Source organism: Agrobacterium sp. S7/73 (assembly GCF_019355535.1).
GTDB lineage: Bacteria > Pseudomonadota > Alphaproteobacteria > Rhizobiales > Rhizobiaceae > Agrobacterium > Agrobacterium tumefaciens.
Window position 1 is genome coordinate 839,596 of sequence record NZ_CP072137.1, and the last position, 18,625, is coordinate 858,220.

Genomic DNA, 18,625 nt, shown 5'->3' on the forward strand with positions numbered 1-18,625 from the left:
GGTGCAGCCATGACCAATATTCGATTTGACAACCCCGCCACACCCGAAGCGTTCCTCGCCGAAATGGAGAAGCGGAACATCCTGTTTCCTCTGGTGCCATCGAGCCTGGACGGTGGCACCATTCTCGACAATGCCGGAGAAGAAGTGCTGACCATCGACCCGACCGGCATGATGCCTGACGAGGATGTGACCGCACTCACTGCTTATTTCTGCATGGCCCTTAACAATGCAGCCGGTTTTCGCGCCATCGCCGCAACTGCCTCGTTCGACATCGAGGAAGGCGGTGCAGCATGAGCACGATCAGTTTACTGCCTTGCCCCTTTTGCGGCGGTGAGGCCACAGTGCAGCCTTGGCATGGTGGTCGTCCTACCAAGAAGCTGATCCGTTGCTCGAACGGTGACCATTACGACGAGGATGGCGGTTGCTCTGTTGGACCGTCCGTCTGCGGGGAAACCGAGGAAGAGGCGGCCGCTGCGTGGAATAGACGGGCAACTGATGAAAACAAGCTGACGCCAGAAGAGGCTTGGACGTATCTTTGTGAGACGCCTGACATAACCTCTCCTGAAGAATACCCGGATCACGCCCTCATCACCCTCGAACAGTTGCGGGACTACATGTGGCAGGCCGCGAAACCGGCCGGCGCCGCGCTGCCAATGGAACAGCCATCAACGGTTGTCACGAGGCAGGAAGCGCTAGATTTCCTCGGCATCGCGACCCGCAACTGGTCCGACATGCCATCGCTCTGTGAAGACGACATCGGAGACTTGGCAACCGGGCTTTCGTGGTTCACCGCCAAGAAAGCGGAACTCGGCAAGATCGAGGCCAACCTGAAAAGCCTTGTGATCGCCCATCCGGAGAAAGCGCTGCTTGCGGCGCTCGATGACGACACGCACATGTGGTTCGTCGCGCAGCTCACAACGATTGCCAGCGCCAGCGTGCCGCTCACAGAGATCGAGGCCATGGTGTTGCGGCATTTGGCCCCGGCGTTAGTCGGGGGCGTCCGCCAGTGAGCTACGATTACATCCGCAACTACTATGGCATTGAGATCACCGTGAACCGGCTCGTCCGGCACACGGTGACCGCCCGGTACGGCAAGATCAAGCCGGAAGGCCGCTCGCACCAGCACTATGTGCGCGTCCATTTTCACGGTGATGATCACTATAGCCATTGCCACCCCGGTGAACTGGAGTTTGTCGCTCATGACGAGTAAGCGGCAAATCCCTGCGGCCTTCGCGAAAGGCTACGTGCTCTGCTCTCCATCCGGAAAGCTTCAGCCGAAAACGTGGAGCGCGACCGCCGCCAAGGCGATCGCATCCAAATACCGCAAACGCGAGACCTGGGAAAAGGCACAACGTCGCGGCTGGTCCGTCCAGTTGGTCTACGTGCGCTTTTTCGTTCCGGTCTTCAAAGCCACCTTTACCACCAAGGAAATCAGCGAGGCCTACGATGCCGAGGACATTTGAACCTGATCAGTTTCTGACGGCGCTGATCGATGCATTTCTAAAGGACGGCCATTTCGTTCACGCCAAAGGCGGCAAGATGTACGTCCTGGTCGTGACCGAGGAAGGCGGCGAAGACAAGTCTTCCGAGTTTTGCCTTACCGACATTGCAGCCCACGCGGCGAAAGGAATGTCGAAATGAGCCGGACCATCGCTGCCATCAAGATCGAGCAGAAGAAACTCGGCCTGGACGATGACACCTATCGCGCCAAGCTGCACATTCTGACCGGCAAGACATCCATCAAGGACATGACGGAAGTCGAGCGCCAGAAGGTCCTTGTCAACTTTCGCGGCACTGTGACGCGACCCGTCCCGGTTCGCCAGGACGGCCGCGACGGCAAGCGCAAGCTTTCCGGCAAGTACCTGCCGAAGATGCGGGCGCTCTGGATCGCCTGCTACAATCTCGGTGTCATCGACGATCGCCGTGACAGCGCCCTGGAAGCCTTCGCTATGGGCCGGCAGTTGCCTGATATTTCCGACATGCGTTTCGTTCACAAGGCGAGCGACGGTGCCAGCGTCGTGGAGGCGCTGAAGGGTATGCTTGGGCGCGCCGGCGTCGCCTGGGCCGATCGGGTGCCTTGTGAGCCTTACGAGAAAAGCCCCGGTTACAAGATCGCCCGCGCGCAATGGGCAATCCTGCATCCGGCCGAGCCGAACGCTTTCTGGCAGGCCGTCACCCACATCGCCAACGAAAGCATCAGCTACCGGAACTTGAGCGATGCCGAGTGGATCACGGTCATGAACCATTTCGGGCCGCAGGTTCGCCGGCAGAAGAAGGCCCAACAGTGATGACCGGGAACGTCGCTCCCCCGACTGGCATGCCGTTGTTTGGCTGGCCGGACCGGCAGGCGATCGACGTTCTTCAATCGCGGCGCGACGAACTGGCGGTGCGGATCGCCAACCTACCGCGCTTTTCACATCGACGCATTGAGCTGGAAGCACGCCTGCGGGCGCTGACCGAAGAGCAACTCATCATTTCGAACAGGATTACCCGTGGCCGATGATCTCACCCTTGATCTGTTATCGACGCTTGGCGAAGACGGCTTCTTCTCCCTGGTCGAAGCGCACGCCGGTGTCAGGCTTTATGTCCCTGCTGATCCCGAGCGCAGCGAACTTCCTTCGACGATCGGAGTTGATGCTGCATACCGTCTAGCCAAAGCCTATCCGGGCGGATATATAAGGGTGCCTCTGGCACGCGAGTTCCGCGCCCGTCGTTATGTCGATGCCGAAATGAGCAACCGCGATATCGCCAAACGGCTCGGTTTGACAGAAAGCGGTGTTGAGAGACTTTTGAAGCGCGCCCGAAAGCGGGAACCGCTCAAGTCGAGGCGAAAGACAGACCCCCGCCAGATTGAAATGTTCTGAAGGCCCGCCCGCCACGGCGGGCCTGATTTGTTTCAGGCCCAAACTCTAATTTGCCCCCATATCGGCCCGCGCGATCTCCGCCAGTTGCCATCATGACGGGGCTTTCCTTGACCACTCAAACTTTCGACGAATGGCTGATCGAACGCCTGCGCGTCGCCGGCGCTTATGGTGGCGTCGCGGACGGTGTCCATGGCCGTGAGGTTATCGCGGCGCTCTTGCGTTTTCAGCATGCAGCAGGCCTGGACGAGACCGGCCGCGCTGATACTGCGACCGTAAATCTCCTACGCGGCGTGAAGAGCAAGAACCCGAGCAGCACGCTTGTTGTTCACGACAAGGTCGTGGTTCCCGCTGAGCCGGTCTGGATGCGCGAGGGCCACCGTTTCATGGGCCTGAAGGAAATCTCCGGCCCGAAATCCAACCCCACCATCATGGGATGGGCCAAGAAGCTCGGCGGCTGGATCTCCAGCTTTTTCACCGATGACGATATTCCGTGGTGCGGTCTGTTTATCGGCAATCTCATCGCCACCACGCTCCCCAAAGAGGCGCTCCCTGCAAATCCTCTCGGCGCTTTGAACTGGAAGAAGTTCGGCGTCGAAAGCCGGGTCGCACGCGGTGCAATCCTTGTCTTCAGCCGCAACGGCGGCGGGCATGTCGGTTTTTATGTCGGTGAGGACCGGACGCACTACCACGTGCTGGGCGGCAACCAGAACAATTCGGTTTCGATCACCCGTATCGAAAAAAGCCGCCTCGTAACTGGCGGTATCCGCTGGCCCAAGACGGCCGACGCGCCGATCGGCGGCAAGGTCGAGCTTTCCAGCGCCGGCGCGCCGGTCTCGAAAAGCGAGGCCTGACGGGAATGCCCCCCTCAACACCCATCACCAAAAGGACCATGATGTTCAAGTCTGTCTTTGTCGCAGTCGCTGCAACGCTTGCGTTGTCCGCCTGCCAGTCCACCGGATCGATCGACAATGCGATCCAGAAGAGTTTGCCGCAGGTCTGCTCGGCAGCTGCGACCGCGCATAGCGCTTTCGTCGTTGTCGCCAGCACCGGCACCATCAAGTCATCCACAGTGGCCAAGGAACAAGCCGCGTGGAACGCGGCGTACGTGGTCTGCCGTGATCCGTCTTCCGTCACCGCTGCGAACGCCCTCGTGAAGGCCGCCGAGGCATATGCCGCTATCACGCTCGCACTGCGCGAAGCCAGGAAGGTTGAGGACTGACCATGACCAGGCTGTTTTATTATCTTGCCGGCCTACTGGCTTTCATCTGCATCAGCTGGTTCGTCCTGACACCCGCCTTCGCCCAGGAGGCTGGCGCGATCATTGCACCGTCTTCGATCTGGTACGAGGTGTGGACGATCGTGCAGCCTGTCGCGGTGCTGCTCGTCTCGACGGTTGGACCGGTGCTTGTCGCCTGGATCAGCGCCCGCCTGATTTCGCTCCTGAAGATCACGGACGAAAAGCAGCGCGTCGATATCGAAAGCAAGTTGCGCGATGCCCTGCACCAATCGGCCGCGAATGCCGTGCGGTTCGCTCTGGCCAAAGCCGGGGTTATCCACGTGGGCGGGCGTGTCAGCGATTCAATTCTAGCGGACGCTGCAAAATACGTCATCGAGAAGAACCCGGAGGCGATCGAGAAACTCGGTGTCAACGCGAAGGCGTTGAACGAGATAATCATGTCGAAGCTGCCGGAGATGATCCAAGGCGTTGGTGTCCGCCAGGTGGTGGAGACCGCCAGATGAACTTTGGTGGAAACGCCGCCTTCGATTTAGCGGCCGAGCGGGCCGAACAGGAGCGCGAGGCGGCTATTGCCGCCGCCTCGCGCTCCCTGCGTACACCCGGCACGATCGAGTGTGAAGACTGCGGGAACGACATCGCCCGCGACCGTCGCATCGCATTGCCATCGGCCACCCGGTGCATCGCCTGTCAGACGAAGTTTGAGAAAGGCCGCAGATGACGCCTACCGAAATCATTCCCTGGCTGACGCTGGTGCTTTCCAGCGTGGCTCTGCTTGGTCATCTCAAAGGGTTTTTCTCCAGTGGCGAAAAGAAGCTTGAGGCTGACATCAAGAGTGGCCGCGACGAAATCGCGCTTCTTGGCAAAGACATCGAAGCCCATGAGACCAAGCTGATAAGCCACGATCGCCGCATCCAGGCAATCGAAGGGGAAATGCGCCACCTGCCCGATCGGGAAAGCCAGCACCGACTGGAGCTTGCCCTCGAAAAGGTGAACGGGCGTCTCGATACGCTGAACGAGACCCTCAAGCCCATCAAGGCCACCAACGAGAGAATGAACCAACTATTAGTGGAAACGGCAGCCAAACCATGAGCATCGGCATCGACTATATGAAAATCATGCGCGAGGAAGCGCGGCTCATCATCTTGAGGGCCTTGGCGGAACAGGTGAATGAGAGCCTGAGCAGTTCCATGCTTGAGCCGGTTCTTGCCAATTTCGGCATCAACCAGGAGCGGCCCTGGGTGCATCAGCAGATCGATTATCTGGAAACCATGGGCGCTGTCGTCGTCGTCAGCGCAGGAACCGTCAAGATTGCCTCGCTCACTGATCTCGGCCGCCGCCATGTCGATCGTCATGTCGCGATCGAGGGCGTGAAGCGTCCGTCCCGCGTGGGTGCGTAACATGGCAAAAGCACGCGGCCGTCTTTCAGCAATCGATCTCCTGCCCGAGGAATGCAGCGATGCCATCTCCTGGGCGTCGCAGGAACTTGCGGACCGTGATCGTAGCCAGCTCGACATTTATGCCGAGTGGAAAACGAAGCTGATCGCGCTTCAGGGCGAAATCGGCCTCGATTTCGACATCCCTTCATTTTCGGCATTCAACCGCTTTGCCATCCGGCTGTCGCAGATGACACGCCGGCTAGAACAGACACGCGAGATCGCCGCCACCATATCCGAGCGCATGGACGCGGCCGGCTCCGACGATCTCACCCTGATCGCGGCCGAGGCGATCAAGACGCTGATTTTCGAGCTGCTGCAATCTGCCGGCGACGCGGGCATTTCGCCCAAGGGTGCAATGGAACTGGCGAACGCGCTGCGCGCCGCTTCAGCCGCCCAGGTCACATCGTCGAACCGCCGCCTGAAGCTGGAAGCCGAAGAGAAGGCCCGCCGCATCGAGGCCGACATGAATGCCAAGGCGGAAAAGGCCCTGGACGTGCTGTCCAACGAACCCGGTATTTCGAAAGAGGCTATCGCCCGCGCCCGTCGCGAGTTCCTCGGCGTGCGGCCGAAGGCGAAATCTGTTCCCGAGGTTGCGCCTGACGCAGACAAGAAGGATGGCGAATAATGACTGTCACCCTTCCGAAAGACCCGTGCACCAGGTGCGATGGCACGGGGCGGGCCATCAGGCGGATCAACCGCCGACGTGACGGCAGCATTTCCAGCGCCGTCTATGACCTGAAGAACGATTGCCGGTCCTGCAAAGGGACCGGTCTTGCTTGCATGGAGGAACAGCGTGGCTGAAGCCTTGCCCGGTTTGCCGCAAGGCAAATGGACGGACCCGCCAGTGCTTCCGATCGATCCGGCCATGTTGCCGGTCGAATTGCCTCGTGGTGCCGATATTCCGGCCGACCTCGACCCGCTGGCCGAGGGCGTGCTTATGGCGCACCAGGCAGAGTGGCTTGCCGATGACAGCATCCTGAAGGGCTGCGCCAAGGGCCGACGTACCGGCATCACGTTTGCCGAGGCGCTCGACGCGACCCTTATTGCAGCCGCCCAGCGGTCAGCGGGCGGGCAGAACTATTTTTATATTCCCGACACCAAGCCCAAGGGCCGGGAATTCATCGGCTATGCCGCGCATTTCGCCAAGACCGTCGCCAAGGAACTGCTGACGATCGAGGATGGCATTTTCTTCGATCAGCGCGACGACGGCACCACGAACGCGATCTCCAGCTATATCATCCGCTTCAAGTCCGGTTTCCGCATCGAGGCGCTTTCTTCCCGCCCGGAAAACATTCGCGGTCTTCAGGGCACGGTCTGCATCGACGAAGCCGCCTTCCACCGTGATGTTCGCGCCGTCATTGATTCCGTCGCCGCACTTCTGATCTGGGGCGGCAAGGTCCGCATCATTTCCTCGCACAATGGCGTCAGCAACCCGTTCAACGAATTGATCAAGGAAGCGGAGGCCGGAAAGAACGGCTTCAACTTCCACACCTTCACCTTCGGCGACGCGGTCAAGAACGGCCTGTTCAAACGCGTCTGCCTGATCAAGGGCGAAGATTGGTCGCAGGAAAAGGAAGACGCCTGGGAAGCGAAAATCCGTTCGGCCTACGGCACGCGCACCTCCAAGATGAAACAGGAGCTGGACGCAATCCCGGCCGAGGCGGAAGGATCGGCACTGACCCGCGTCCTGATCGAGCGCTGCATGAGTGCCGATCTGCCGGCCGTCATTCGGTGGGACCGGCCGGACGAGTTCAAGAACCTTGACGATTTCGAGCGCGCCGAACAGGCTGAAGAGTTCTGTGAAGGCCTCTTGAAGCCGCTTTTAGACCGGCTCGACAAGGATCGCGAACACAGCTTCGGTGAAGACTTCGCCCGCTCCGGCGACAAGACGGCAATCGTGGTTTTCGAGATCGGGCCTGATCTCATTCGCCGTGCTCGCCTGATCGTCGAACTGAAGAACATCCCGTTCGACCAGCAACGCGATATTCTCTTCTATGTCGGCGATGCACTGCCGCGTCTGATCGGCGGCGCGCTCGATGCGCGAGGCAACGGCCAGTACCTTGCCGAGAAGGCCCGCCAGCGCTGGGGGGAATGCATCCATGAAGTGATGCTGTCGGCCAAATGGTACGCCGCCAATATGCCCGGTTACATCGAAGCATTCGGCGACAAGAGCGTATTGTTTCCGAACGACGCCGACGTTCTCGCCGATCACCAGGCACTGGCCTACGTCAACGGCATCATCAAGGTTCCGGACGAACACTCGACCAAGGGCGCTGACGGTTACGATCGTCATGGCGATACCGCGCCGGCCGGAGCGTTGGCATGGTTTGCCTCCAACCAGGAGGCAATCGCCTACGAGTACGAGACCAACCGCAAACCCACCAATCCGATGCAGGGCCACAATGGCGGCCCGCCGATGCATGACGATGACCGCCGTGGCGGGTCTGTCGATATCTACCTGAGAGGATCGCTCTGATGGCGAAAAAGAAGAAGCAGAAGATTTCTCGTCACCTCGCCAGCTCCATGAAGGATCAGGACGGCAAGGTCGTCAGCGCGGCCGAGCTGACGGAAGAAGTTGCCGGCGCACAGGTGGGCGGGGTTCGTCAGTGGATTTCCGGTCACCCTGCCGATGGCATGACGCCGTTGAAACTCGCGTCCATTCTGCGGGCCGCAGACCAGGGCGAGGTGGAAGCGTATTTCGAGCTGGCCGAGGACATCGAGGAGCGCGACAGTCACTACCTCGCGCAGCTCGCCACGCGCCGCCGATCGGTGGCGCAGCTTCCTATCACCGTCACGTCCGCGTCGGATAGCGAGGAACACAAGAAGCACGCCCAGTTCCTGCGGGATTGGATTGAGACAGGCGTGCTGCGTTCCTCTCTCTTTGACATGCTAGATGCGATCGGCAAGGCAATCTCTGTTCTGGAGACAGATTGGCACCACAAGAACGGCAACATCCTGCCGCGTGCTCTCGTCTGGCGGACACAGCGCTGGTTCACGTTTGATCGGGAAGATGGCGAAACCTTGCTGCTGCGCGAGGGCGTTGCCGGTGAGCCGCTCATTCCGCACAAGTTCGTTGTCCATCGCTCCAAGGCGAAGTCGGGCTTGACCATCCGGTCAGGCATCGCCCGTGTTGCCGTCTGGCTCTGGATGTTCAAGAGCTTCACCGTGAAAGACTGGGCGGTCTTCGTACAAAACTACGGCCAGCCGATCCGGATCGGCAAATATGGTCGGGGCGCAACCGAGCAGGAAAAGGATGTCTTGTGGCGGGCGGTCTCCGGCATTGCCGGCGACTGCGCGGCCATCATTCCCCGCGAGATGCTGATCGAGTTTCACGAGGTCGGGTCGAAGAGCAGCTCGACGGACATGTTCGAAAAGCGGGCTGACTGGTATAACCGCGAGATTTCCAAGCTGATCCTCGGCCAGACGACAACGACGGACGCTGTTTCCGGTGGCCATGCCGTCGCCAAGGAACATCGCCTTGTCCAGGAGGACATTGAACGTTCCGACGCGCTTGACGCATCCGACACGCTCAATGCGCAGCTCGTCCCTAATATCATCGCCTTCAATTTCGGTCCCCAGGACGAGTACCCGAAAATCCACATCGGCCGTCCGGACGAGGTGCCGCTGAAGGACTTTGCCGAGGCTTTCGACAAGCTCGCCAAGCATGGCCTGACCGCTGAGGCCAGCTTTCTCCGTGACCGCCTCGGCATTCCCACGCCCGCGACGGGTGCCGAGTTGGTCGGCGGACGTGAGACGGTCGTTCCGCCCGAGGCCAAAACAGAGAAAAAACCGCTGACCGCAAAGCAAAGCCTCGATCGGCTCTTTGCCTCGGCGCATTCCCGCGAGGAACCGGACCTGCTCGAAAAGCTGACCGACCGGTTGGAGAAGGACGCGGCGGCCGCCATGGACGGCATGATCGATGAAGTCCGCGATATCCTGTTTTCGGCCACGGACCTTCGGGAGGCGGCGCGCAATCTCGCGGATCTCAAATTGTCGGCCGAGGATCTCGGGGAAGCCATGGCGCGCGGCATGACGATGGCGCACCTGATTGGGCAGGCCGCGCTCATCGATGACCTCAAGAGGCAGTCATGACAGGAGGCCCGCTGGCGCGCTTCAGGGGGCTTTTTGCGGCATCCGTAGCTTCAGGCCCGAAAAACGCTTCCACGGCCTTTAAACCTGCTTCAATTTTTAAGCCTTTCGTCGTTGCTCTGATGGCGACGACCGTGGGCGCGATCAGTCTGCCGTTTGATGAGGCGATCGACTTCCTTCGTCAGAAAACGGCCGTCCCGACGACAAGCCATCGCGATGTCTGGGACGCGGCTCATTCGAAGATGTTCATGGTGGCCGGCGCAAATAAAAAGGCGCTGGTCGAAGACTTTCAGGCGGCGATCGTCAAGGCCGCCGAACAGGGTCTGACGCTCGAAGATTTCCGCGCCGACTTCGATGCGATCGTCGCGCGTCACGGCTGGCAATACAACGGTTCACGCGGCTGGCGCTCCCGCATCATCTTCGAAACCAATCTCAGCACCGCCTATGCGGCCGGCCGCTACGCCCAGATGTCGGCTCCGGAGACGCTCGAAGCGTTTCCCTACTGGATGTACAATCATTCCGGCGCGCTGCATCCGCGCCTGGAGCACAAAGCATGGGACGGCGAATGCTACGAAGCCACCGATCCGGTCTGGGCGAAAATGTATCCGCCGAACGGTTACCGGTGTGGTTGCTTCGTGACGCCTGTGTCTCGTCCTGGTCTTCGTCGCCTGGGTAAATCCAAGCCCGACACCCCGCCCAACCTTGACCAGCTCGGCACGGATCAGCCGCGGGGCATTGATCCGTCCTTCGCCTACAATCCCGGCGCTGCCTGGCTGACGCAAACCGCACCTGGTCCGAAGGCGGTCAGCGCCGACCAGGTGCAGGTCGCGGCCTTCGTTCAATCGGCGCTGAAGGGCAAATGGCCTGACGGTGCCTGGACGCCGGTTGCGACTGCAAACAAGGCAACGGGGGCCGCCCTCAATGTCGCCGCTGGCACGGAAATTCGCCTGACGGCCGACACCATCCGCAGCCAGGCGCAAATAGCTGAAGCTCTGACGCCCGACACGATCGGCGTCATTCCCGGCCAGCTCGTCCGATCGGGAAAACTGCTGCGCGACAATCGCGGCCGGTCGGCCTTCGTCGGTGAGCATGATGGCGTTTTTTATCGGGCCGATGTCGATATCGTCATGAAGGCCGATCGGAAGACGGTCTACATGACCTCGCTTCAGCGCGTCAGCCGGTCTGATCTGACCGACGCCTTCGGCTCCGGCTGGCAGTGAGGTTCTTGGCATGAGCGGCGCGTCGGTCTCGATCACGACACAGGTTCTCGATTCAGAAGTGCGGCGCGGCTTTCGCCAACTCGAAGGCCTGATGACGAATACCACGCCCGTCATGCGCGCGATCGGCGTCGGCCTTGTCGGTTCGACACATATGCGCTTCGTGACCCAGACCGATCCGGACGGCCAGGCGTGGCAAGCGCTGAACACGGCATACGCAGAAGGGAAGCGCAATTCACGCATCCTGACCGAAAGCGGACGGCTCCGGAACAGCATCAATGCCAGGGCCAGCAATGACGAGGTGCAGGTGGGCACCGATGTGATTTACGCGGCCGCTCACCAGTTCGGCGCGACGATCGTGCCGGTTCGGGCAACGCATCTCTGGTTCCGGATCGGCGGGAACCTTATCAAAGCCGACAGTGTTACCTTGCCCGCACGCCCCTTCCTCGGTATATCGTCGGATGACGAAGCGATGATCGCCGAGACCGTCTTCGGTTTTGTGGATCGCTATTCCTCCCGCTGAAATTCACTCTGCTTCAGGCCCGCCCGCAGGCGCAGGCATGAATTGAATTTTGCCCGCATGGCATATCCGGACCATGCGAAACCTGATCTCGACCACTGTTGTTGCACTTCATTCGGCCTCGGTTGTGCCGGTCTCGACCCATATTGTCGCGTTGCAGTCGGCCGCCACGGTGCCCGAATGGCTGCACGTTCTGCCGACCGGTCGTTTCTCTGGCGTTGATGGTCGCGGCCCTTACGTCCTGGACAATGCCGACGCCCTGATCTCGGCTTTCAATGCCGAGCGCAAGAAGCTGCCGGTCGATGAAAACCATTCGACAGACCTTGCGGCAAAGCAGGGTTTTTCCGCACCCGCCCGTGGCTGGCTGACAGCACTTGAGGGCCGAGACGATGGTGTCTGGGCAAAGGTCGAGTGGACGCCTGACGGCCTCGCGATGATGCAGGGCAAAGCCTACGGCTACATTTCCCCGGTTTTCACGCACAGCGCCAAAGCCCCTTTTGCGGTTCAAAAGCTGCTGCGCGTGGCGCTGACCAACGATCCCAACCTCAACCTGAAATCGCTTCACTCTCAAAATTTGGAGACCACCATGGATTTGGAAGCTCTCCGGAAGGCGCTTGGCCTGCCGGAAACCGCAGATGCAGCCGCGATCCTTGCGGCCATCACTGCGGCTCACTCTGCCGAGACCGCACATGCGGCCCTGATGGCGAGACTGGCGGAAGTCGCTGGCGTCGAAGTCACGGCCGGCGCTGACGCCCTCTTGACCGCCCTTCAGGCGAAAACGAAGCCGGCCACCGGCGTCGAGAAGGAAAACGAGACCCTGAAAAATCAGGTCAAGTCGCTCAACACCCGCCTTGAAACCCTCGTCACCGACACGGCGAAGGACAAGGCAACCACCGTGATCGACGCCGCGATCGCCAAGATGCAAGTCGTTCCTTCTCTGCGCGAGCACATGATCGCCCGCCACATGAAGGACCCGGCCGAGGTTGAGGCGGAGCTGAAGGTCATGCCGTCGCTCAACGCAGGCGGCCTCGGTGGCCGCCAGCCGCCCAAGGAGGGTGAGACCGCAACCAGCGAAGAGCTTTCTGTCGCCGCCATGATGGGTGTCGATCCGGAAGCCTTCAAGAAAGAGCACAAGTCGCTCTTCGGAAAGGACATGTGACATGACGGCTACGGCTGACATTCGCCCTAAAACCCGCTCTGGCAATGCTTACGGTTATTCCGTTCTTGCCGGCGTCCGCATCTTTGGTGGCACGATGTGCGGCGTGACGGCTGCTCTTGCCGCCGTGCCGGCAGGCCACGCGTCTTGCGTCGCGCTGATCGGGTTCGCCGAAGAGGCCGTCGATAACCGCGACGGCGCGACCGGTGATCGCCTGATCAACCTGAAAAAGGAAATCAGGCTCATTCCGCTGGCAGGCGCGACCCCGGCCGATATCGGCAAGACGGTCTATGCCTCGGCAGACGACACCTTCACGCTCGTTGCCGGCGCATTGCTGCCGGCCGGAAAAATCGATGCCATCGACGCTGACGGCGTCTGGCTGAAGCCCCTCTAAGGAACCACGATGGATATTAACGTCGCCAATTTGCGGGGCATTTACACCTCGCTTTCCACCATCTTCAACCAGTCGATGGCAACGGTTACGCCGTTTTACCAGAAGATTGCGATGACGGTGACCTCCACCACATTCGCCAACCAGTACCCGCGCCTGGATGATCTGCCCGGCTTCCGCGAATGGATCGGTGACCGCGTCGCCCATGATGTCGGCGCGACACTGTACCAGATCGCAAACCGCGATTTCGAAAAGACCCTGAAGATCAAGCGCAAGCAGATCGAGGACGATCAGGTCGGCATCTTCGCGCCGGTTGCGGCACAGTTCGGCCAGGACGGCGGCGCGTTCCCTGACAGTCTGGTGTGGCCACTGTTCAAGAAGGGCGAAACCACGCTCTGCTATGATGGCCAGTATTACTTCGACGGCGATCACCCTGGTTATAACGAGCAGGGCAATGTGATCTCGGTTTCGAACTTCACCGATGGCGCCGGCCCTGCTTGGTATCTGATCGATGATACGCAGGTTCTGAAGCCCATGGTCTGGCAGAGCCGCAAGCCGATCAAGCTGACGCAGATGTTCGACGAAAAAGACCCGAACGTCTTCTGGAAGGCTGAATACGTCTGGGGTGCCGACACGCGCGGCAATGCCGGTTTCGGCCTTTGGCAGCTTGCCTACAAATCGAAAGCCACACTGAACGTCGCAAACTACACGGCCGCCCGTACCGCCATGCAGACCATCCGTCAGCGTGACGGCCAGATCAAGGCCATCCGTCCGACCGTCTTGCTGGTGTCTCCGACCCTCGAAGCACAGGCCCGTCAGGTTGTCGAGGCCGCGTTGATCAACGGCGGTGAAACCAACGTCTGGGCGAAAACCGCCCGCGTCGAAGTCATCCCGCACCTCGCGTAACCGGCCGGGCGTTCCACATCGCCTGACCGCACCGCCAGCAGTCATCCTCCCGATTGCTGGCGGGTTTCCGGAAAACGGCCATGCAGCCGCTTTCCCGAACCCCGAAGCCCAAGGAACCACACATGTCGAAAATCCAGATCATTTGCTCGATACCGGGCCTTCGCCGCAACGGTGTCGTGCATCCCGCCCAGGAAACCTACGAACCCGGCCACTGGACGGAAGATCAGCTTAAGGCCTTCGATGCCGATCCTGCCTTCATCGTCCAGGAAGTCCATGGCAAGGCCGCCGAAGTATCCAGCGCCGACATCGAGCAGGCCGTGAAGGCTCGCGTCGAGATCGAGCGCCAGAAGCTTGAGGACAGTTTCAACAAAACGGTTTCTGATGCCGTCGCGGAAAAGCTCGCCGACACGAAGGCGGCCCACGACAACGCGATCGATGAACTTGGCAAGAAGCTGCTGGCCGCTGAAACCGAAATCGCCGTGCTGAAATCCGCCCAGGCGAACGGCTCCGAAAGCCAGCAGTCCGGCACCGAGGCGGGCGGCGCTGGCGAGGCCAACGGCAGCGACGGCAAAAAGACCGTCAAGAAGTAACTCCTGACGGGAGCGCCGCGAGGGGCTTGCGGACCGGATCAGGTCGCCGGACCAATCGCCCCGAAGCCCGCCGATGGCACGAGGCTCGCAAGAGGCCATCGGCAACAGCGGCAAAACCCTGAAGCCAACCCAAAGAGGAAATCTGCATGACACGACGTTACGGCTACTTCAGCCTCGCATTCTTCGCCTGCCTCACAGCTTTTTCGACGTTTGCCGGGCGCACCGTCGTCTTCGCCGTCAACATCGCGCGCTTCGTGGTGCACGCCCTGGCCAAGCCCGCCGCCTTCCTCTGGGCACGTCTCGCCCTACCGAAGGTCTCCGGTTTCAAGGCAATCGGCAAGCTGAAGGATATCTACCGCGAAAGCTGGCTGACCAGCGGGCAGTCTCTGCATTACCGCCGCTGGATTTACTGCTGATCGAACTGACTTGTCCGGGGCTGGCCTTCGGGTCAGCCCTTTTCCCCACTGGAGACTTTGCCATGTACGCCACCGTCACCGACATGATCGCCCGCTTTGGAGAGGTGCAGATCGTGCGTCTGTCCAATACGGAAGATCGAGAGGCCGAGACGCCGAACGTGGAAAAGGTCAACACTGCCCTGACCGACGCCACGTCGCTGATCAACAGCTACATTCGCGGTCGCTACATGACGCCGATCGCAAGTCCGCCAGAAGACTTGGTGCGCGCGACCTGCATCCTCGCCCGCTACGATCTCGCCGATACCGAGCGCTCCAGCCCTTCGGAAGAAATGGCGAAGGGTCGCGCCGAGGTCATCAAATGGCTTGAGAACATCGCCAAGGAAATGGTGCACCTGGACATTCCGCTGGCATCGCCGACAGGCGGCAACGCGGTCGGCTCCGGCCCGCGCATCTCCGATCGTGACCGCATCGTCACCTTCGAAACCTTACGGGGTTTCTGATGGACACGTTTCCCCTAATGCCGATCCGTAACCAGGAGCCGCTGATCATCGAGCGGCTCCGGATCGCCTTCCCGAAAAACCCTTTCACGATCGAGCGCGTGCCACAGGTTCTTAGCCTGGATGAGTTCAAGCGCGTCGTTAAGTTGTCGCCGTTCATCGGTCTCGCCTGGACGGGCATGAAACCGGACCCTGACAGTGGCCGTATGCTGAAGGGCAACATGCTCTGGCGGCTGATCCTGATAAACAGGGTTTCGAGCGGCCTTGAAGCCCGCTTTAAGGGCGACAAGTTCGATATCGGCATGGATGCGATGGTCGACGTCGCCTCCGTGCTTCTCCAGGGCATCAACTTCGATGACCAGGGCGTCACCAACATCACACTTTCCAACAGCGTCATTGCGGACGGCTGGACCGACGACAACGTCGCGATTGCCCAGCTCGATTTCACCTTCAGCTTCGCATGCCGTGCAGCTGCGACCGGGAAGATGCAGCCCGAAGATTTCAAGGCGCTTGGCGTCACCTGGTCTGTGAACGGCTCGACCGAAACCATCACCGACGAACTTCAACCACCCCAGGAGTAAAACCGGCCATGGCCACACAGAAAGTTCTCATCGCGGCCGAGGGCCGCACGGTCCACCTCCCGGACGGCTCCGAATGGCCGAAGGAAGGCATGCCCGATCCCGACACGCATTTCACGCGCCGCCGCGTCCAGGACGGCGATCTGATCGAAAAGCCGCGTGAACCGGCCAAGAAGCCTGAAGGAGACAAATAATGGATTTCAACGAAATCCCCGTCGATCGCCTCGAACCTGCGACACTGCTCGAAATCGGGCCGAACTATCGCAATGTCGGCATTCTGCCATGGCCGGAAAAGGCCTTCATTATCGGCCAGAAGCTCGCCACCGGCACGCTCGCTGCCGGCGCAATACAGGAAGTGACCCGCGCCGATCAGGCGATCGCACTATTCGGCCGTGGCTCGATCGGTGCGGAACAGGTGGCCTACTTCAAGAAGGCGAACCGTAACGCGCCGCTTTTCGTGATCGCACTCCCCGACGCCGGCGGCGCGCTGAAGGCGACTGGCACCTTCACCTTCGCGGGTTCGCCCACCAGCTCCGTCGTCTTGCGCTTCAAGATTGGCGGTCGGCAGGTGCGTATGACGGCGCTCTCCAGCGATGCCGTCGCCGCACTGGCGACAAAGCTTGCCGCCGCCATCAATGCCGATCTCGACATGGTCGTGACTGCGACGGCAGCACTCGGCGTGGTCACCGTCACTTCTCGTCATGGCGGGGAAGTCGGCAACGAAATCGATCTGCGCGTCGATACCAAAGCCCAGCCGCTTCCGGCCGGTCTGACTTGCGCTGTCGTCGCCATGGCGGGCGGCTCTGGAAATCCCGACGTGCAGCCGGCGCTTGATCTTCTTGTCAGCACCTGGGCAACCAAGCTCACGCATCCCTGGTCGGATGCGACCAACCTTGCCAAAACGGCCGAGTGGCTGCGGGTGCGTTATCTCGCCACCTCGAAGCTCGACTGCCATGGCTTCGTGTTCATGGGTGGCACATACGGCCAGCTCACGACCCTCGGCAATCTGACCAACTCACCATTCCTCACCACGGCAGGCCTGAAGAAAAGCCCGACGCCCTCCTGGGCGATGGCCGCCTCGGCCATGGGTATCGCGTCGTTCCACCTGACCAACGACCCGGCCCGCCAGTTGAAGTCGCTCGTTCTGCCGGGTGTCGAAGCGCCGGCCGAGGCGGATCAGTTCCTTGACGAGGAAAACGATCTGCTGCTGCGCAACGGCATTTCCACCTTCGACTGCCTGTCTGACGGTTCGGTCACGATCTCGCGCATGATCACGACCTACAAGAAGACGACGCTCGACATCGCCGATCGCGCCTGGCTCGATATCATGGTGCCGGTCACCATGAGCCGCATCCGCTATGACTGGTCGGTCTACATCAACCTGATGTACCCGCGTTCCAAGCTCGTAGATGACGACAGCGACGCATCCTTCGCTACACGCGATGACGATGACGAGGACGCCGGCACGGCCGTGGTGACGGCGAAGCGCATGGCCGGTTCCTGGGCGGCACGATGCAAGCTTTATAGCAAGAAGGTTTGGATCGAAAACGTCCAACGCACCCTCAAGGAAAGCGTCTTCCAGCGTTCCACGGACGATCGACAGCGGCTGGAAAGCCGCCAGCAGGTGGTGATCGTCGGCAATCTCATGGTCTTCGCCGGCCGTCTCGAATTTCAGGTTTAACAGGAGCTTTAAGCGATGACACAGGTATTGGGCATCGTCGATATCGTCTGGCGGGGACGTAACATCCCCGTCGAGAAGGGGGCGAAATTCCGCAAAGGCGGTATCAAGAACAACGCCGTGACCTATGGCCGAGGCGTCGGCCGCGCCCAAGAGTATCAAGGGTCGCAGGTCACGGCCACAACCCACCTCGAAAGGGGGCAGCGCCTGGGCAGCCTGCTCGATCCCGGCGAGGGTGAATTGCAGATCGTCTGCGACACCGGCCAGACATACGTCTTGAACGACGCCTTTCTTGAGGGGGACATTCCCGACGTGACGGGCGGCGAAGGCGGGAAAATCGAACTCAAATGGGCTGGCGGATCGCCCGAGGAAATTCTCTGATGAGTACTACACTGAAGGTCGATCTCGACGAAGACGCACCGAACGACGACGTTGTTTCGAAAACGGAGACCGTCATCAATGAGGATGCCGGCACACTCGTGGACGACGACATCATCGACGAAGACGCCAGCGCCGATTCAAAGCTGCCGAAGCGTGCGCGCCCGAACGCCAATGGCTCGGTGACGCTTCCGCTCTTTGAAAAAGTCACGCTCACCACCCGTAAAGACGGCAAGGTCAGGGACCGCGTTTTCACCGAACTGGTCTTCCATCGCTTCAACGGCGCTGATTTGCGAGCCATCCAGGCGACCAGCGACGCCAAGGCATCTGTCGTGATGTTCTCACGCTCGACCCGCATTTCTGAAATGGTGATGGATAAACTCTTCGACAAAATGGATGGCGTCGATGTCGCAGACGGCCACAGGATTGTTATGAGTTTTTTGACGAGTGGGACGAAGACTGGCCAGTAAAGCTCGGCGGCATCGCTGACGGCTCCGGGTTCAGCGAGGCCGAGATCGCCAACATGACGATCGACAAAGTGCAGTTCTGGTGGAACTGCATCATGGCCTACCGAAAACATGTAAACGACCTCGCAAAGACCTAGATCAGGCCCGCCCGCAACGGCGGGCCTGATCAGTTTCACGCGCGCGTGAGAAATTCCGTTTTATTTTG

General features: G+C 60.4%; 30 protein-coding genes. All 30 read left to right on the forward strand.

All coding sequences use genetic code 11. From position 1 onward, the window contains the following. The first annotated feature begins 9 nt into the window (after positions 1–9). The 30 genes from J5276_RS18800 to J5276_RS18945 all read left to right on the forward strand — a co-directional run bounded on the left by J5276_RS18800 (position 10) and on the right by J5276_RS18945 (position 18,423). Positions 10–294, forward strand: coding sequence for a hypothetical protein (locus J5276_RS18800; RefSeq protein WP_219256649.1), 285 nt, complete (start codon positions 10–12; stop codon positions 292–294). Then, positions 291–1,010 carry a Lar family restriction alleviation protein gene (locus tag J5276_RS18805; protein ID WP_219256650.1) on the forward strand — a complete coding sequence of 240 codons (720 nt, stop codon included), beginning with the start codon at positions 291–293 and terminating at the stop codon, positions 1,008–1,010. The genes J5276_RS18800 and J5276_RS18805 overlap by 4 nt, the downstream gene beginning before the upstream one ends. After that, positions 1,007–1,210, forward strand: coding sequence for a hypothetical protein (locus J5276_RS18810; protein ID WP_219256651.1), 204 nt, complete (start codon positions 1,007–1,009; stop codon positions 1,208–1,210). The genes J5276_RS18805 and J5276_RS18810 overlap by 4 nt, the downstream gene beginning before the upstream one ends. Next, positions 1,200–1,463 carry a hypothetical protein gene (locus tag J5276_RS18815; protein ID WP_219256652.1) on the forward strand — a complete coding sequence of 88 codons (264 nt, stop codon included), beginning with the start codon at positions 1,200–1,202 and terminating at the stop codon, positions 1,461–1,463. Before J5276_RS18810 ends, J5276_RS18815 begins: the two co-directional genes overlap by 11 nt. Continuing rightward, on the forward strand, positions 1,447–1,641 hold the full coding sequence (locus J5276_RS18820) for a hypothetical protein (protein ID WP_219256653.1): 195 nt from the start codon (positions 1,447–1,449) through the stop codon (positions 1,639–1,641). Before J5276_RS18815 ends, J5276_RS18820 begins: the two co-directional genes overlap by 17 nt. Next, positions 1,638–2,288 (forward strand): regulatory protein GemA, encoded by a 651-nt coding sequence (locus tag J5276_RS18825; RefSeq protein WP_219256655.1) that lies wholly within the window; start codon positions 1,638–1,640, stop codon positions 2,286–2,288. The genes J5276_RS18820 and J5276_RS18825 overlap by 4 nt, the downstream gene beginning before the upstream one ends. After that, entirely contained in the window at positions 2,288–2,503 is a 216-nt protein-coding gene (locus tag J5276_RS18830; protein ID WP_219256657.1) for a hypothetical protein, read from the forward strand. Before J5276_RS18825 ends, J5276_RS18830 begins: the two co-directional genes overlap by 1 nt. Beyond that, positions 2,493–2,864: a sigma factor-like helix-turn-helix DNA-binding protein gene (locus tag J5276_RS18835; protein WP_060642447.1), complete on the forward strand. Its 372-nt coding sequence runs from the start codon at positions 2,493–2,495 to the stop codon at positions 2,862–2,864. Before J5276_RS18830 ends, J5276_RS18835 begins: the two co-directional genes overlap by 11 nt. A 107-nt stretch (positions 2,865–2,971) precedes the next feature. Then, entirely contained in the window at positions 2,972–3,715 is a 744-nt protein-coding gene (locus J5276_RS18840; RefSeq protein WP_255609115.1) for a TIGR02594 family protein, read from the forward strand. 38 nt (positions 3,716–3,753) lie between these two features. Further along, positions 3,754–4,083 carry a cell wall anchor protein gene (locus tag J5276_RS18845; RefSeq protein ID WP_255609117.1) on the forward strand — a complete coding sequence of 110 codons (330 nt, stop codon included), beginning with the start codon at positions 3,754–3,756 and terminating at the stop codon, positions 4,081–4,083. A gap of 2 nt (positions 4,084–4,085) precedes the next feature. Then, positions 4,086–4,604 carry a hypothetical protein gene (locus J5276_RS18850; protein ID WP_219256659.1) on the forward strand — a complete coding sequence of 173 codons (519 nt, stop codon included), beginning with the start codon at positions 4,086–4,088 and terminating at the stop codon, positions 4,602–4,604. Then, on the forward strand, positions 4,601–4,819 hold the full coding sequence (locus J5276_RS18855) for a TraR/DksA C4-type zinc finger protein (protein WP_219256660.1): 219 nt from the start codon (positions 4,601–4,603) through the stop codon (positions 4,817–4,819). The genes J5276_RS18850 and J5276_RS18855 overlap by 4 nt, the downstream gene beginning before the upstream one ends. Next, entirely contained in the window at positions 4,816–5,190 is a 375-nt protein-coding gene (locus J5276_RS18860) for a DUF2730 family protein (protein ID WP_087745989.1), read from the forward strand. Before J5276_RS18855 ends, J5276_RS18860 begins: the two co-directional genes overlap by 4 nt. After that, entirely contained in the window at positions 5,187–5,498 is a 312-nt protein-coding gene (locus J5276_RS18865) for a hypothetical protein (RefSeq protein ID WP_219256661.1), read from the forward strand. The genes J5276_RS18860 and J5276_RS18865 overlap by 4 nt, the downstream gene beginning before the upstream one ends. Position 5,499: 1 nt before the next feature. Continuing rightward, on the forward strand, positions 5,500–6,162 hold the full coding sequence (locus J5276_RS18870) for a phage protein Gp27 family protein (RefSeq protein WP_219256662.1): 663 nt from the start codon (positions 5,500–5,502) through the stop codon (positions 6,160–6,162). Between the two features lie 240 nt (positions 6,163–6,402). Further along, entirely contained in the window at positions 6,403–8,013 is a 1,611-nt protein-coding gene (locus tag J5276_RS18875; RefSeq protein WP_255610165.1) for a hypothetical protein, read from the forward strand. Further along, positions 8,013–9,629 carry a DUF935 domain-containing protein gene (locus tag J5276_RS18880; RefSeq protein WP_219256664.1) on the forward strand — a complete coding sequence of 539 codons (1,617 nt, stop codon included), beginning with the start codon at positions 8,013–8,015 and terminating at the stop codon, positions 9,627–9,629. The genes J5276_RS18875 and J5276_RS18880 overlap by 1 nt, the downstream gene beginning before the upstream one ends. A 119-nt stretch (positions 9,630–9,748) precedes the next feature. Continuing rightward, a complete protein-coding gene (locus J5276_RS18885) occupies positions 9,749–10,846 on the forward strand; it encodes a phage minor head protein (RefSeq protein WP_219256665.1) in 1,098 nt (365 codons plus the stop codon). Between the two features lie 10 nt (positions 10,847–10,856). After that, on the forward strand, positions 10,857–11,366 hold the full coding sequence (locus tag J5276_RS18890) for a phage virion morphogenesis protein (protein WP_219256667.1): 510 nt from the start codon (positions 10,857–10,859) through the stop codon (positions 11,364–11,366). A 73-nt stretch (positions 11,367–11,439) separates the two neighbouring features. Beyond that, positions 11,440–12,522 carry a phage protease gene (locus J5276_RS18895; protein WP_219256668.1) on the forward strand — a complete coding sequence of 361 codons (1,083 nt, stop codon included), beginning with the start codon at positions 11,440–11,442 and terminating at the stop codon, positions 12,520–12,522. A gap of 1 nt (position 12,523) precedes the next feature. Next, positions 12,524–12,913, forward strand: a complete 390-nt coding sequence (locus J5276_RS18900) for a hypothetical protein (RefSeq protein WP_219256669.1) — start codon at positions 12,524–12,526, stop codon at positions 12,911–12,913. Between the two features lie 9 nt (positions 12,914–12,922). Then, entirely contained in the window at positions 12,923–13,816 is an 894-nt protein-coding gene (locus tag J5276_RS18905; protein ID WP_219256670.1) for a Mu-like prophage major head subunit gpT family protein, read from the forward strand. A gap of 122 nt (positions 13,817–13,938) precedes the next feature. After that, positions 13,939–14,406, forward strand: a complete 468-nt coding sequence (locus J5276_RS18910) for a hypothetical protein (protein ID WP_219256671.1) — start codon at positions 13,939–13,941, stop codon at positions 14,404–14,406. A 146-nt stretch (positions 14,407–14,552) separates the two neighbouring features. Then, positions 14,553–14,822, forward strand: a complete 270-nt coding sequence (locus J5276_RS18915; protein ID WP_219256672.1) for a hypothetical protein — start codon at positions 14,553–14,555, stop codon at positions 14,820–14,822. Positions 14,823–14,884: 62 nt separating this feature from the next. Next, positions 14,885–15,322: a gp436 family protein gene (locus J5276_RS18920; protein ID WP_219256673.1), complete on the forward strand. Its 438-nt coding sequence runs from the start codon at positions 14,885–14,887 to the stop codon at positions 15,320–15,322. Then, a complete protein-coding gene (locus J5276_RS18925; protein WP_219256674.1) occupies positions 15,322–15,900 on the forward strand; it encodes a hypothetical protein in 579 nt (192 codons plus the stop codon). The genes J5276_RS18920 and J5276_RS18925 overlap by 1 nt, the downstream gene beginning before the upstream one ends. Before the next feature lie 8 nt (positions 15,901–15,908). After that, complete coding sequence (locus J5276_RS18930; protein ID WP_219256675.1) at positions 15,909–16,091, forward strand: DUF2635 domain-containing protein; 183 nt, start codon at positions 15,909–15,911, stop codon at positions 16,089–16,091. Further along, entirely contained in the window at positions 16,091–17,578 is a 1,488-nt protein-coding gene (locus tag J5276_RS18935; RefSeq protein ID WP_219256676.1) for a phage tail protein, read from the forward strand. The genes J5276_RS18930 and J5276_RS18935 overlap by 1 nt, the downstream gene beginning before the upstream one ends. A gap of 15 nt (positions 17,579–17,593) precedes the next feature. Next, positions 17,594–17,956 (forward strand): phage tail tube protein, encoded by a 363-nt coding sequence (locus J5276_RS18940; protein WP_219256677.1) that lies wholly within the window; start codon positions 17,594–17,596, stop codon positions 17,954–17,956. Continuing rightward, positions 17,956–18,423, forward strand: coding sequence for a hypothetical protein (locus tag J5276_RS18945; protein ID WP_219256678.1), 468 nt, complete (start codon positions 17,956–17,958; stop codon positions 18,421–18,423). Before J5276_RS18940 ends, J5276_RS18945 begins: the two co-directional genes overlap by 1 nt. Positions 18,424–18,625: the final 202 nt, after the last annotated feature.

Excerpts from the sequence above, each read along its gene's own strand:
- J5276_RS18915 (WP_219256672.1), top strand. The coding sequence starts at position 14,553 with ATGACACGACGTTACGGCTACTTCAGCCTCGCATTCTTCGCCTGCCTC.
- J5276_RS18855 (WP_219256660.1), top strand. The coding sequence starts at position 4,601 with ATGAACTTTGGTGGAAACGCCGCCTTCGATTTAGCGGCCGAGCGGGCC.
- J5276_RS18940 (WP_219256677.1), top strand. The coding sequence starts at position 17,594 with ATGACACAGGTATTGGGCATCGTCGATATCGTCTGGCGGGGACGTAAC.
- J5276_RS18860 (WP_087745989.1), top strand. The coding sequence starts at position 4,816 with ATGACGCCTACCGAAATCATTCCCTGGCTGACGCTGGTGCTTTCCAGC.
- J5276_RS18845 (WP_255609117.1), top strand. The coding sequence starts at position 3,754 with ATGATGTTCAAGTCTGTCTTTGTCGCAGTCGCTGCAACGCTTGCGTTG.
- J5276_RS18830 (WP_219256657.1), top strand. The coding sequence starts at position 2,288 with ATGACCGGGAACGTCGCTCCCCCGACTGGCATGCCGTTGTTTGGCTGG.
- J5276_RS18945 (WP_219256678.1), top strand. The coding sequence starts at position 17,956 with ATGAGTACTACACTGAAGGTCGATCTCGACGAAGACGCACCGAACGAC.
- J5276_RS18870 (WP_219256662.1), top strand. The coding sequence starts at position 5,500 with ATGGCAAAAGCACGCGGCCGTCTTTCAGCAATCGATCTCCTGCCCGAG.
- J5276_RS18905 (WP_219256670.1), top strand. The coding sequence starts at position 12,923 with ATGGATATTAACGTCGCCAATTTGCGGGGCATTTACACCTCGCTTTCC.
- J5276_RS18865 (WP_219256661.1), top strand. The coding sequence starts at position 5,187 with ATGAGCATCGGCATCGACTATATGAAAATCATGCGCGAGGAAGCGCGG.
- J5276_RS18895 (WP_219256668.1), top strand. The coding sequence starts at position 11,440 with ATGCGAAACCTGATCTCGACCACTGTTGTTGCACTTCATTCGGCCTCG.
- J5276_RS18885 (WP_219256665.1), top strand. The coding sequence starts at position 9,749 with ATGGCGACGACCGTGGGCGCGATCAGTCTGCCGTTTGATGAGGCGATC.
- J5276_RS18825 (WP_219256655.1), top strand. The coding sequence starts at position 1,638 with ATGAGCCGGACCATCGCTGCCATCAAGATCGAGCAGAAGAAACTCGGC.
- J5276_RS18880 (WP_219256664.1), top strand. The coding sequence starts at position 8,013 with ATGGCGAAAAAGAAGAAGCAGAAGATTTCTCGTCACCTCGCCAGCTCC.
- J5276_RS18890 (WP_219256667.1), top strand. The coding sequence starts at position 10,857 with ATGAGCGGCGCGTCGGTCTCGATCACGACACAGGTTCTCGATTCAGAA.
- J5276_RS18910 (WP_219256671.1), top strand. The coding sequence starts at position 13,939 with ATGTCGAAAATCCAGATCATTTGCTCGATACCGGGCCTTCGCCGCAAC.
- J5276_RS18935 (WP_219256676.1), top strand. The coding sequence starts at position 16,091 with ATGGATTTCAACGAAATCCCCGTCGATCGCCTCGAACCTGCGACACTG.
- J5276_RS18815 (WP_219256652.1), top strand. The coding sequence starts at position 1,200 with ATGACGAGTAAGCGGCAAATCCCTGCGGCCTTCGCGAAAGGCTACGTG.
- J5276_RS18920 (WP_219256673.1), top strand. The coding sequence starts at position 14,885 with ATGTACGCCACCGTCACCGACATGATCGCCCGCTTTGGAGAGGTGCAG.
- J5276_RS18875 (WP_255610165.1), top strand. The coding sequence starts at position 6,403 with ATGTTGCCGGTCGAATTGCCTCGTGGTGCCGATATTCCGGCCGACCTC.
- J5276_RS18850 (WP_219256659.1), top strand. The coding sequence starts at position 4,086 with ATGACCAGGCTGTTTTATTATCTTGCCGGCCTACTGGCTTTCATCTGC.
- J5276_RS18900 (WP_219256669.1), top strand. The coding sequence starts at position 12,524 with ATGACGGCTACGGCTGACATTCGCCCTAAAACCCGCTCTGGCAATGCT.
- J5276_RS18820 (WP_219256653.1), top strand. The coding sequence starts at position 1,447 with ATGCCGAGGACATTTGAACCTGATCAGTTTCTGACGGCGCTGATCGAT.
- J5276_RS18805 (WP_219256650.1), top strand. The coding sequence starts at position 291 with ATGAGCACGATCAGTTTACTGCCTTGCCCCTTTTGCGGCGGTGAGGCC.
- J5276_RS18800 (WP_219256649.1), top strand. The coding sequence starts at position 10 with ATGACCAATATTCGATTTGACAACCCCGCCACACCCGAAGCGTTCCTC.
- J5276_RS18925 (WP_219256674.1), top strand. The coding sequence starts at position 15,322 with ATGGACACGTTTCCCCTAATGCCGATCCGTAACCAGGAGCCGCTGATC.
- J5276_RS18930 (WP_219256675.1), top strand. The coding sequence starts at position 15,909 with ATGGCCACACAGAAAGTTCTCATCGCGGCCGAGGGCCGCACGGTCCAC.